This window comes from Cystobacter fuscus DSM 2262 (assembly GCF_000335475.2).
Lineage (GTDB): Bacteria > Myxococcota > Myxococcia > Myxococcales > Myxococcaceae > Cystobacter > Cystobacter fuscus.
Window position 1 is genome coordinate 140,942 of the sequence record NZ_ANAH02000007.1, and the last position, 12,268, is coordinate 153,209.

Consider the following 12,268-nt stretch of genomic DNA (forward strand, 5'->3'; position numbering starts at 1 on the left):
CGCTCAGCGCAGGGTGGCGCGGGCGGCCTCCTGGAGCGTTCGCGTCAGCTCCTGCACGAGCGGGGACGCCAGTCGCCACTGCTGCCAGTACAGCACCACATCCAGGTGTCGGCCGGCAGCGAGCTCGACGAGCTTCCCGGTGCGCAGCTCCTCGCGGATGAGGGGCTCGGGGTTCATCCCCCAACCCATCCCCTCGCGACAGGCCTCCAGGAAGCCGTGCGAGCTGGGCACCCAGTGGGTCGGCGGCTCGAGGTGGGCGCGCGTCAGCCGTCGCAGGAACGTGCGCTGGAGCGCGTCCTTGGTGTCGAAGCGCAGGCACGGTGCGCCGGCGAGGGCCGCGGGCGTCACGCCCGAGGCGAAGTGGCGCCGGTGGAAGTCGGGAGAGCACGTCGCCAGGTAGCGGAGCGCTCCCAGGCGCGTGGAGCGGCAGCCCTGGACGGGCTCGTTCTGCGAGGTCACGGCGCCGAGCACCGAGCCCGACCGCAGCATCTCGGCGGTGTTGGTCTCGTCGTCCACGGCCAGATCGAACAGCAGGTCGTGGCGCGAGGCGAAGGCCGCCAAGGCGCGCACGAGCCAGGTCGCGACGCTGTCGGCGTTCGCCGCCAGGCGCAACGTGGGCAGGGGGCCCGCCGCCGTCCCCACCTCGGGAAGGCGGGCACGCAGCTCGTGCTCGAGCAGCGCGACCTGCTCGGCGTGCCGGCAGAGCACCGCGCCCGTCGCCGTGGGGCGGCAGGGCTGCGCCCGTACGACCAGCACCTGGCCCAGGCGCTCCTCCAGGAGCTTGACGCGCTGGGAGACAGCCGACGGCGTGACGTGGAGCACCCGGGCGGCACGCTCGAAGGACCCTTCGCGCACGACGGCCGCCAGCGCCTCCAGCAGAGGGTAGTCGAGCATGGTTTAGCGTTCCTTCATCGGGTTCAGGATGTTTAGCTTCACTTCATACCTGTCCCCGGACACCTTGCCGAGTGGGAGCGCGACGAGCGCACCGCACGGAGGGTTGTCATGGAGCTGTCACCGTTCATCCGAGGGGCCGGGCTGGGCGCCTCACTCATCGTGGCCATCGGAGCCCAGAATGCCTTCGTCCTGCGGCAGGGCTTGCTGCGCGCGCACGTCCCGCTGGTGGTGGGCGTCTGCGTGGCCGGGGACGTGCTCCTCATCGCCGCGGGCGTCGCGGGCATGGGGCGGCTCATCGAGAGCCTCCCGTGGCTCGTCACGATGACCACGTGGTGTGGCGCCGCCTACGTGGCCTGGTTCGGCTTGACGTCGCTCGCCCGCGCACTCCGCCCCGCCCACACGGGGATGGAGGCCGCCGGCGGGCGGGAGGCCGGCGCGGGGCCCACGCTGCGCACGGCCCTGGCGCTCACGTTCCTCAACCCCCACGTCTACCTGGACACCGTCGTGCTCCTGGGTTCCGTCGCGGCGCGGGAAGGGGGGAACGGCGCGCCGCTCTTCGGCATCGGGGCCGCGGTTGCCAGCTGCGCGTGGTTCAGCAGCCTGGGCTTTGGCGCGCGGTACCTCGCGCCCCTCTTCGCCCGGCCCCTCGCCTGGAGGCTTCTGGATGGCGCCATCGGGCTGGTCATGCTGGCGTTGGCCGGCTCGCTCCTGGCCTGACGCGGCGGGCCCCATCCCCAACTTCCCTGAAGGGGTTTAGCGGCGCCCGCCCCGCATGATGAGCGGCCCCGCGGCCTTCTTCCGGGGCAGGATGCTCTTCAACGCCTTCTGGATCTCCAGGTACTCCTCATTGCGCGCGTCCTGCTTGAGCGCCTCGGCGATGAGCTTCAAGCCCTGCTCGGGCTTCGTCCGGGTGCGTGCGTAGAGGTCGGCGAGCGCCACCTTCTCCTCCAGGGTGGCCTCGCCCAGCACCAGCAGCCGCTCCAGGGAGGCGACCGCCGCGTCGTCCTGGGCGGCGCGCGCCTGCAAGCGCCACAGCCGCGAGAGCGCCGGGGCGAACCGGGAGTTCTCCGTGAGGGCGAAGCCGTAGTCCTCCTTCGCGAGCTGGGCGTTGCCCGCACCCTCGTGCATGAGGCCCCGGACGTACAGCGCCCGGGCCGAGTCCGACTGCGCCTTGAGCGCCTGCTCCACGAGCCGCTGCGCCTCGACCTTGTTGCCCGCTACCCATCGCAGCTCGGCGAGCCGGGCGAGCAGGTCCGCGTTGCGCGGGTTCTGCTCCACCGCCTGGGCGAGCAGCTTCTCCGCGTCCGCGCGGCGATCCAGCTCCGTCAGCACCCCCACCCGCAGGGCGACGTACTCCGGCAACAGCGCGTCCTCGGGGGGAATCCGCGACAAATCCTGCTCGGCGTACTCCGCGTAGCCGTTGCGCAGGAAGTAGCGCGCGCGCAGCACCCGCGCGGCCGTGAGCTCCGGTTGCTCCTCCAGCAGCCGATCCATCAGCTTCGCGGCGAGCACCTCCTCGCCCTTGGCCAGGAGGATCTCCGCCTCCACGACCTTGGCGTTCAGGTCATCGGGACGGTCCTTCTGGATGCGCTCCAGCGTCTTGAAGGCCTCCTCGTGCTGGCCCTCCATCGTCTGGAGGTGGGCGAGCCGGAGGATCTCCGAATCGCGCAGCTGATCGGCGTCGCGCAGCTCCAGCAGCACCGTGATGGACTGGCGGATGAGCCCGTCCCGCTCATAGCGCTCGGCCAGCTTGCGCTTGATGTCGGGCGCCTCGGAGGGATTGAGCGTCATGGCCTGCTTGAGCGCCAGGATGGCCGCGCCCGAGTTGCCCGCGCGGCGCTGGGCCTCGGCGAGCTGGACGAGCGGCTCGGTGCGGTCGGGCGCCAGGCCGGAGGCCGCGCTGAAGGCGCGCGCGGCCAGCTCGGGCTGGTTCTCGTTGAGCAGGGCATGGCCCTCGTTCATCTTCGCCTGGAAGCGCTGTTCCTGGCCTCGGGCGGAGAGCGTGTCGGAGTCCTTGCAGGCGAGCGACAGCAGCAAGGGGAGGGCCCAGAGCGGGCGGAGGAGTCTCGAGGGCATCGCGGGCACGGGAGCGGACACGCTACGGCGAGGAGGAAGTCGAGGCGCTGGGGCGCGGGGGCGGAGGCATTCCAGACACCAGGGGCGTGGGGTTGAGCGCCAGGACGAGCAGGCTGCGCATGGCCTCCTTGAGATCCTCGCCCACGCTGGCCGAGCCCGAGGGTGCGCCCTGGAGTTCCGGAGGGACGGGTTGGCCAACCACCACCAGGGGCAGGCGGATGTCCCAGGTCAGGAAATGGGCCAGCTTCACGGCCGCCTCCGTGTTGTCGAAGAGCAGCGCGCCCACCGCGCCCGCGCTGAAGGGCCGCCACAGGGGCCGCGCGGCTTCCGCCGGGGGCAGCACGCAGAAGTCCAGGCTCAGCAGCTCGTTGAGGGCCAGCCGCCCGAGCGTGCCGAAGCCACTGCGCACCGCGGGGGGCTCGGCCGCCACGGCGGCGATGTCCGCGAGCTGGGTGAGCAGCCGCCGCGCCACCGCGGGCCCACTGCCACAGACGAAGATCTTCGCCACGGCCTCGCGCGAGGAGCCCCGGCCCCGGAGGATGCGCCCGCGCAGCGCGTGCAGCTCCGCGGTCCCCAAGAGCGGCGCCTGGGTGCCCTCGTCCGAGTCACCGTCGGTCATCCGGGCCACGCCCTTCTGCAGGAGCGTGTGCAGCACGCCCACCACGTCCAGGTCCGTGGCCGGCGCCAGATCCAACACCTCGCCCAGCGACCGGGGCTGGCGCAACAGGTCCACCACCTGCGCCGTCACCGGGTGCTGATCCTGGGTGAGATCCGCTTCCGGCGCGAGCACCAGCCGGGTGTGGCGCGGCGGCAGTCCGGGCAGCAGCCGGTTCACCTCGTCCGCCTGCCGCATGGCCTCCAGGAGGGCGCTGTCCATGGGGCGCTGGATGCGGGGCTTGCCGCTCGTGTTGCCGGGCGCGAAGGTGAACGTGCCCTCGGTCCACACGAGCAGCCGGAACAGGGCCTTCTCCCCTTCGGCGCGGCCCACCCGGGCGTTGAACGGGCGACCCTCCATGACGACGATCTCCCCGCGCTCGTTGCCCCGCTCCAGCGTCAGCTTGCCGCTGCGCTTGTTCATCCCGAGGATCTGCATGAGATCCGGAATGCCGAGCTGGCTGAGCGAGCCTTCGATTTCCTGCGCCTCGCTCTTGAGATCCTTGGCGGCCTCGCTGCGGCGGAAGACGTGCTCGATGCGTGAGAGCACCTCGTCGAGGTTGAAGGGCTTGCGCAGGAAGCCATCGCGCAGGCCGCGCAGCTTGTCCGCCTCGAACTGGCTGGTGGACACCACCACGGGGATGTCGTCCGTGCGCGGGTTGGTGTGCAGGATGTTGATGAAGGTGCGCGCATCCAGCATCCGGCACGCCTCATCGAAGAGGATGAGGTCCGGGTGGCGCAGCACGGCGACCTCCAGCGCGCGCGAGCCGTCCGGCGCGTAGTGCACCTGGTACCCCTTGGTACGCAGGGCGCGCGAGAGCGGCCTCACGGACTCGAGGTCGGGGTCGGCGATGAGGATCTTTCGGACCTGGGCCATGGGGGGAGTTCCTCGCCGGGTCAGTACGGCTGCAGATCGTACTCGGCCTGCAGACGGGTGATGAGCCCATCCACCACGGCGGTGTCCGATGAGTGGAAGCCCCAGGTGGCGCCGAGCCCCCGGCGCTGGATGAGCGCGTAGGCGGCGTTCTCCGAGAGCCAGAGGATGAACTCGTGCCGGCTCATGCGATCGTCCCCCTCCAGGAAGACGGGCGTGAGGGCCCGGTGCGACTCCAGGTCCATGCGCCGCCCGAGCAGGTAGATGCGCGAGGCCATGTCGGGCGAGGCCGACTCCAGGCCCTGCACGATGGGCAGCTCGGAGCGGATCTCCGGACTGCCCACGTACAACAGCCCACGCGAGGCCGGATCCCGCATCAGCTCGCGCGCGATCTCCACCTGCAGCTCGTCGAAGAGCGCATCGGACACCTTGCCGCGGCGCGAGGGCTCGGCGTTGTCCTCCACGGGCAGCCGGGGGCTGGAGGCGTTGCCGAGCAGCAGATCCACCTCGTCCCAGAAGGGCAGCGTGTCGAGCATGAGCTTGCGCTGCAGGGACGCGCGGCGCTCGTCCATGCGCCGGCGGCAGCGGTACATCAGCTCGTCGAAGTCCTCGCCGTCCTTGGGGAAGGTGCTCGCCCCGCCCACGAGCCCGAGCGGCAGCCGCGCCTCCACCTCCTGCGCCTCCGGCTCCTCGCGCACGGCGGCCAGGGCGCGGCGCACGAACATCATGGCGCCGAAGAAGTCCGTCTCCGGCAACAGCAGGTAGAACTCCTGGTCGCTCGCCTTGGCGATGACGTCCGAGTCGCGCACGATGCGCGAGAGCGCCTTGATGATGCCGCGCACGGCGAGCTTCGCCTCCGTGGCGCCCAGGCGCATGCGCACCAGGGGCAGGTTGTCCACGCTGAAAGTGAGCAGCGAGAACATGCGCCCGTAGCGCCGCGCCTTGTAGATTTCCTTGGAGGCGTAGTCGGTGAAGTAGCTGAGGTTGTAGGCGGCCGTGTCCCGGTCGCGCAGCCCGAGCCGCTGCAGCGCCAGCATCTTGCGGCCGTTCTTGACGCCCACCGCGGCCGAGTCGCCGAGGATCTTCGCGTAGTGCAGGTGCTCGGGGCGGAATTCGCCCGCGAGCGGATCCGACAACTGCGCCAGGCCCAGCAGCTCGCCGTTGTTGACGAAGGGGACGTAGAGGATGGACGAGCGCTGCTCGTGTGCCACCCAGGGATGGCCCTCGCGCATGTAGGGGCCGAGCGGCCCCTCGGTGCTGATGCGATCCACGAGGAAGTGCCGGTCGAGCAGACCCCGGTAGGCGCGCAGGACGAGCTGGCCCCGGTCATCGGAGATCCACAGGGCGGCGCTCTGGGCGTCGCACACCGAGGCGAGCTCGGCGGCCACGCGCTCCTGGAGCCACTCGAGGTCCGGCTGGGACAGGAACTCCAGGCAGCGCTGGTGCAGGTGCTGGTAGCGGGCGAACTCCAGGTTCTCGTTCTGGAGCTTGGCGCGCTCGTGGCGCAGCTGGGCACGCTCCAGGGCGCGCTCGGTGGCCAGCAGCAGGTCCGTCTCGTCCACGGGCTTGGTGAGGACGACGGCCACCCCCACCTTCAACGCCATGGCCGAGCCCTTCATGTCCGGGCGCGCGCTCACGAGGATGATCTCCTGGGCGGGGTCGCGCTCGCGCAGCTTCTCGGTGAGGGTGAGGCCATCCATGCCCGGCATCACCACGTCGGTGATGACCAGGTCGTAGGAGGCGCGACCCACTTCGTCCAGGGCCTGGGCGGCGCTCTCCACCGTGACGACGCGGTAGCCGCGCCGGGAGAGCATGTCGGAGGCGAGCTGCCGGAAGAATGGGTCGTCGTCGACGACGAGGATGGGACCGGCCACGGCGGGGGGGAACTCGGGGCGGGAAAGGAGTGGAAGGAGTGGAGGTTAGCGGCCCGGAGCATCCGGGACAACGCCGGTGAAGACGAAGGCGGCGGGACCGCGCAGGCGGATATCCGACAGATCCGTGGCGACCCAGATGAACAGGTCCCCTCCGGGCAGGCGGACACGCGACCAGTCCTCGGCCGGGCGTCGCTTCGCCAGGACCGCCGCCACGGCCGCCGCGCAGGCGCCGGTGCCACAGGCCTGGGTGAGACCACACCCGCGCTCCCACACCACCACCGTGAGGCCATCCGCGTCCACGCGGACGAACTCGACGTTGGTGCGCTCGGGGAAGTCGGGGTGGCGCTCGAGCACGGGGCCCAGACGGCTGGCGGTCTCCAGGGGCTGATCGAGCAGCACGAGGTGCGGGTTGCCCATGCTGATGGCATGGCCGCGCAGGCCGGCGTGGCCCGGCACGGGCTCGTCGAGGAAGGGCCGCTGGGTGGCGCCCGAGGGCAGGTTCGGCTCGACGAGCCGCGCGGGCCCCATGGAGATCTCCACCTGGGCGACCCCATCCGCGCCATAACCGGGCACGCACGCGAGCAGGCCCGCGCCCGTCTCCACGTCGATGCGCTCGGGCTTCTCGCCCGAGTTGTCCACCAGGTACTTCACGGCGCAGCGCAGGCCGTTGCCACACATCTCGGCGATGCTGCCATCGGAGTTGTGCACCACCATGCGCGCCATGCCCGTCTCCGAGGGCAGCAGGCTGAGCACTCCGTCCGCGCCGATGCCCAGGCGCCGATCGCACAACCACTGGGCGGTCTGGGCATCCACGTCCACGCCCGTCTGGCGGCGATCCAGGACGATGAAGTCGTTACCGAGGCCGTGGTACTTGTGAAAGAACTCTGTGGTGCTCATACGGAGGGGTCGCTTCAGCCCGGCTCATCGGGCTTGGAGGGAGAGGCGGTGGGCGCCGAGGTGCTGGGCTTGGGACGGCGCAGCAAGTCGTTTTTTACCGCGTTCAGCTCGGCGTGGGCACGAGCATAGATGTGCTGGACGGAATCTGGTTCCTTGCGCGCGGCCCCGGCCTTGAGGCTGGCCAGTTCGGCCTCCAACGTCGAGACCCGGCCTTCCAAGCGCACGCGAGCCGCCCGGGCCACGGTGAGGTCCGAGGCCAGGCGCTCCCGCTCGGACATGAGGCGGGCCTTCTCCGCGGCGTCGTTCTGTTTCTCCAGCTCGGCCACGCGCTCCCGGGCCGTCTCCAGCTCCGCGCGAACGGACTCGAGCTCGGCGCGGTAGGCCTCGAGCCGGCCCCGCTCCTCCTGGAGTGAGGATTCGAGCGAGGTGACCTTGCCCGCGATGCGCCGCGCGGACTCGAGTTGCAGGGTGAGCAACTCCTGCTGCTCGCTCTCGGAGGCGAGCCGGACGCGCGTCTGGTCCAGCTCCTCGCGCAGGTTCTCCACGAGGACCTCGCGATCCTCGAGCTCCGAGCGAGCCGCCTCGAGGGCCTCCGCGTCCTGCCGGGCCTGGGCCTGGGCGGCCTCGAGGGAGACCAGCCGGGCGCGCGCGGCCTCCAGCTCGTCCCGGAGACCTTCCAGCTCCATCCGGCTCTCCACGGCCTCGCGCTTGCGGGCCTCGCGCTCGGCGGAGGCGGCGGCTTCACGCGCCTGGGCCTCGGCGAGCTGGGCCTCGGTGTCCTCGAGCTTCTCACGTGCCAGGCGCAGGTCGGCCTCGTGCGCCTGGACGGTGGCGGACAGCTCGGCCAACGAGCGCTGCTCCTCCTCCAGGCGTGCCTCGAGGGCCTCCACACGAAGGCGTTGCGCCTCCCCTTCCTCCCGGGCCGACGCCAGCGCCGCTTCCAGTGACTCGCGCACCTCGGCCAGGAGCGCCTCCGCCTCCTGACGCTCCGCGGCGAACAGGCCCTCCAGCTCGGAGCGCTGCCGCTGCTCGGCCGCCATCTCCTCCTGGAGGATGCCCAACGACTCCTCGGCCTGGGCGCGGCCCTCGCGCTCGGACTCCAGTCCGGCCTCGGCGGCGGCGAGCGACGTGGCCACCTCGGCGTGCTTCGTCCGCTCGGTCTCGAGTTCCGCCTGCACCCGTGCCAGCGAGGCCTCGATGGCCGCCCGGCCGTCGCGTTCCACTTCCCAGGCCGCGCTCATGTCGGTGAGCGACTCGTCCGTCTCGGCGCGCTTCGCCCGCTCGGTGTCCAGCTCCTCCTGGGCGTGCGCGAGGGAGTCCTCGAGACTGGACCTCGCCAGCCGCTCCTCGGCGAGCTGCTCCTCGAGGGCCGCCAGCGACGTGTCCACCTCGGCCCGCCGCTGTTGCTCGGCGGCCCATGTCTCCTCGGTCCGCGCCAGCGATTGCTCGGCCTGTTCCCGGCCCTCGCGCTCCGAGGCCAGGGTCTGCTCGAGCACGGCGAGCCGGGAGCGTTCGGCCTCCAACTCCGCGCGGAGCGACTCCAGGGAGTGCTCGGCGCGCTGCTGCTCGGCTTCCAGTTCCGCGCGTACCTGGAGGATCGACTCCCGGGCCTCGTCGCCCTGGGTCCGCTCCGCCTCCCAATCGGCCTGGAGCCGCGCGAGCGACTCGTCGGAGAGTCCCCGTGCCCGCTGCTCGGCCTCGAGCGCGATCCGGGTCTCGGCCAGGGCCTCTTCCACCTGGGTCCGCTGCTGGCGCTCCGCCTCGAGCGCCTCCTGAGTCCGGGCCCCTTCGCGCGCCGCCTGGACGTGCCGCTGCCGTGTCGACTCGAGCTGCTCGCGGGCCTGGGCGAGCGCCTCCTGGGTCTCCGCCAGGCGCTGCTGCTCGGCCGAGAGTCCGGACTGGGCCAGGGCGAGGGACTCCTTCAACCGCAGCCGCGCATCGCGCTCCAGCCCGAGCTCCACGAGCGTCCGCTCCCGCTCCTCGTCGGCCCGGACCCGCGCCTGCTGCTCGGCCGCGATGGTGCCGTGGGTCGCCTCGAGCTCCTCCTGGAGCCGGGAGATGGACTCGATGTCCGAGGCCCGCACGCGCTCCAGCTCCGCGAGGGACTCCTCGACCTCCGTCACGCGCCGCCGCAGGGCACCGCGCTCATCGGCCCACTGCTGACGTTGGGCCTCCAGAGCGGAGAGGGCGCGCTGGGCGTCGTGCCGCGCGGCTTCCTCCAGACGAAGCTGGTGCTCCAGCTCTTCGAGCCGGCGCGCCTGGTCCTCCCGCTCGGAGCGCTCCTGAGCCGCCTCGGCCAGGGCCTGCTCGGTGCGCTCGCGCTCCTGGGCCACGGCGTGCTCCAGCCGCCCCTCGGCGAGCCGGCGCTCCTCCTCGATGGTCTCCTCCAGCTCCGCCGCGGCGCGCACGCGCTCCTGCTCCAGCGACGACAACTGGGAGCGCGCCTCGGCGAGCTCCTGCTCGAGGCGCGCGGCCGCCGCCCGGAGCTGTTCCTGGGCGCGGGAGTGCTCCTCGCCCTCGGCGTTGAGCCGCTGCACCTCGGCGCGTGCCGCGGTGAGCTCGGTGTTCACGCCTCGCAGCTCGGCCTCGCGCGCGGTGAGGCGCAGCTCCGCGTCGCGCCGTGCCGCCTCCGCGGCCGAGACCCGCCGGGAATGGGCCTCCAGCTCCCGGCTCACGCGCGACAGGTCGGCGTCCTGTATGCGCAGGGACTTCTCCGCCGCCTCGCGCGCGTGCTCGGCCCGGGCCACGTCCGCCTTGAGCAGCTCCACGGCGGCCAGTGCCGTCGAGTGCTGCTCGGCGAGGCGCACCTCGCGCTCCCGCGCCGCCTCCAACTGCCGCCGCGAGTCCTCGGAGTACTCACGCGAGCGCTCGGCCGCGAGCCGATCCTTCTCGCGCTCGACGCGCACGCTGGCCAGCTCGTCGCGCAGCTCGCGCTGATCGGCGTAGGCCTGGGCCAGGCGCCCGCGGGCCTCCTCCAGGGTGGTGTTCAGCTCCTCGAGGCGCGCACGCTCCAGCCGCATCGCCTCCTGGGCGCCCAGGGCCTGGACCTCGAACTCCTTGCGGGCGCGCTCGGCGGACTCCACCTCCAGCCGCTGCTGGGTGAGGCGCTTGTCCGCGTCCGACAGGCGCTCCATGGCCACCTGGAGCTCCAGGCTCGTGCGGCGCAGACGCGAGGCGAGCTCATCGCGCTCACGGGCGGAGTCGGGGGTGCCGCGCGCCTGCTCCAGTTGCGCGATGAGGCGGGCCACGTCGCTCCGGGCGGACTCCAGGGCGGGCTGGAGGGCGAGCACCTGGGCCTCGCGATCCGTCAGCTCCGCGCGCGCCCGGGCGAGGGACTCCTTGAACTTGCCGGCGCGCTCCTCCCAGCTCTTGCCGCGCTGGGCCACTTCATCCAGCTTGCCGCGGGTGAAGGCGAGCGGCTCGGGGGGCAGCTGCACCCAGGTGGGGTCCACGATGCGCGCGGGATCATGCCCCGCGACCACGAGGAAGTAGGCGGCCTCGCTCCCGTGGATGAGGGTGCCGTCGACCTGGAGCCCATCGCCCTTCTCGAAGGCGAGCTGGTAGCCCAGCACGGGGGACTGGGTGGCCACCTCCACGTGGGGGAAGTGGGGCGAGAGCGCGTCGAGCAGTTGCCCGTACGTGGGCGGCGCCTCCTCCTCCACCTCCATGAGCTGCCAGAGGGCGAGCCCCGCGCCATTGCGCAAGCCGCCCACCAGATGGCCCTGCCGGCTCACCAGCCGCGTCAGCTCGGCGAGCAGCGTGGGCGCGCGCACGTAGGGGCCGAGGTCGGCCACGAGCACCAGATCGAAGCTGCCGGGCTCGAGGTCGTCGAAGACGTTGGCGCGGAAGCGCAGCGAGGGGCCACCATGGGCCTTGTGGGCGGCCTCCACGGCGGCGACGTCGGCGTCGCAGGCCACCACGGTCCGAGCCCCGCGCTCGAGCAGGAAGCGCGCGCTCTCCCCGCCCGTGGTGGAGACCGCGTCCACTTCCAACACACGGCGGCGGGCGAAGAGGCTCTCCGCGAAGATGTACCGGGGCAACAGCTCACTGCTGCCCAGGCGGCGGAATGTAGGGTGCATGAGGTCCAGCGGACGAGTATAGCCCCGGGGAGGATTGTCCCAAGCAAAGCACCGGAGTCGGGAGGTCGCCTCTCTGCCCGGATGAAGGGAGAGCAAGCACCATGAATTCCCCGATGAGTCCCTCCCAGCACCGGCCGAGCCTCGGCCGCCGGGCCACGAGCGCCTTCACGCGGCTCCTCGTCACCCTGCTCCTGCTCGGCCTGGGGGCGGCGGTGGTCTTCCTGCTGTCGCAGCTCAACGCGCGCACCTTCTCGCTGGCCCAGGAGAGCGGGCAGTTGGTGGTGATGAAGGGCCGGCTGTTGCCCACGGGGGCGGTGCCCTACCGGCCCGGGGACGCGCGGCTGGCGGACGCCTATGCCCCCCTGGGGGTGGAGGGCCGGGACGTGAGCATGCTCGTGGAGCGCAAGTTCACCGAGCGCGACGAGCTGGACCGGGCCCTCTTCCCGCTCCTGGAGTCGCTCGCCCAGCCCAAGGTGCAGTCGGATGACCCGGCCGTGCTGGAGAAGGGGCTGTACTACCTGCGGCGCGCGGAGTTGCTCACGGGGTTGACGGAGGAGCAGCGGCGCTCGCTGGGGACGATGAAGACGGAGGTGGCCTTCTTCCAGGCGAAGCAGAAGCTGGAGGAGGCGCGGCGGGGGGTGACCGAGGCGCTCACGCAGCTCAAGCTGGCGGCGGAGAGCCGCAACCGGAACACGCAGCGGGCCAACCAGATGCTCACCACCGTGGGGCCGGCGGCGCAGGCGCTGGAGCGGGCCCTGCGGGCCGTGGACGCGAGCTTCGAGGGGTCCGACGCCCCCGCGCTTCCCACCCCGGCGCCCGCCCCCACTCCCGAGCGCGAGGGAACACCGGCCGGGACTCCGCCGCCCGCCGGACCGGCCCCGGGCTCCACGGGCGAGGCCCCGGGCACGGCGCGCTGAGCG

The 12,268-nt window shown here is 72.2% G+C and carries 8 protein-coding genes; 2 read left to right on the forward strand and 6 right to left on the reverse strand.

Features of this window, described 5'->3' with window-relative positions; genetic code table 11:
• Positions 1–3 precede the first annotated feature (3 nt).
• A complete protein-coding gene (locus tag D187_RS12850; RefSeq protein WP_002627404.1) occupies positions 4–894 on the reverse strand; it encodes a LysR family transcriptional regulator ArgP in 891 nt (296 codons plus the stop codon).
• Between the two features lie 108 nt (positions 895–1,002).
• Between D187_RS12850 and D187_RS12855 the strand changes: the two genes are divergently transcribed.
• The gene (locus D187_RS12855) at positions 1,003–1,611 is read left to right on the forward strand and encodes a LysE/ArgO family amino acid transporter (RefSeq protein WP_002627405.1); all 609 of its coding nucleotides are present in this window, start codon (positions 1,003–1,005) and stop codon (positions 1,609–1,611) included.
• 36 nt (positions 1,612–1,647) lie between these two features.
• Here D187_RS12855 and D187_RS12860 read toward each other — a convergent pair whose 3' ends face one another.
• The 5 genes from D187_RS12860 to D187_RS12880 are packed head-to-tail and all read right to left on the reverse strand — an operon-like array spanning position 1,648 to position 11,348.
• A complete protein-coding gene (locus D187_RS12860; protein WP_043429779.1) occupies positions 1,648–2,970 on the reverse strand; it encodes a tetratricopeptide repeat protein in 1,323 nt (440 codons plus the stop codon).
• Between the two features lie 22 nt (positions 2,971–2,992).
• Positions 2,993–4,501, reverse strand: coding sequence for a DUF4388 domain-containing protein (locus tag D187_RS12865; protein WP_002627407.1), 1,509 nt, complete (start codon positions 4,499–4,501; stop codon positions 2,993–2,995).
• 20 nt (positions 4,502–4,521) lie between these two features.
• On the reverse strand, positions 4,522–6,372 hold the full coding sequence (locus tag D187_RS12870) for a response regulator (RefSeq protein WP_002627408.1): 1,851 nt from the start codon (positions 6,370–6,372) through the stop codon (positions 4,522–4,524).
• 45 nt (positions 6,373–6,417) lie between these two features.
• Positions 6,418–7,269, reverse strand: coding sequence for a diaminopimelate epimerase (gene dapF, locus D187_RS12875; protein ID WP_002627409.1), 852 nt, complete (start codon positions 7,267–7,269; stop codon positions 6,418–6,420).
• A 14-nt stretch (positions 7,270–7,283) separates the two neighbouring features.
• Positions 7,284–11,348 (reverse strand): methyltransferase domain-containing protein, encoded by a 4,065-nt coding sequence (locus tag D187_RS12880; protein ID WP_002627410.1) that lies wholly within the window; start codon positions 11,346–11,348, stop codon positions 7,284–7,286.
• A gap of 101 nt (positions 11,349–11,449) precedes the next feature.
• Here D187_RS12880 and D187_RS12885 point away from each other — a divergent pair, with 101 nt between their 5' ends.
• Positions 11,450–12,265: an IF-2 protein gene (locus tag D187_RS12885; protein WP_245591699.1), complete on the forward strand. Its 816-nt coding sequence runs from the start codon at positions 11,450–11,452 to the stop codon at positions 12,263–12,265.
• The last annotated feature ends 3 nt before the right edge of the window (positions 12,266–12,268 follow it).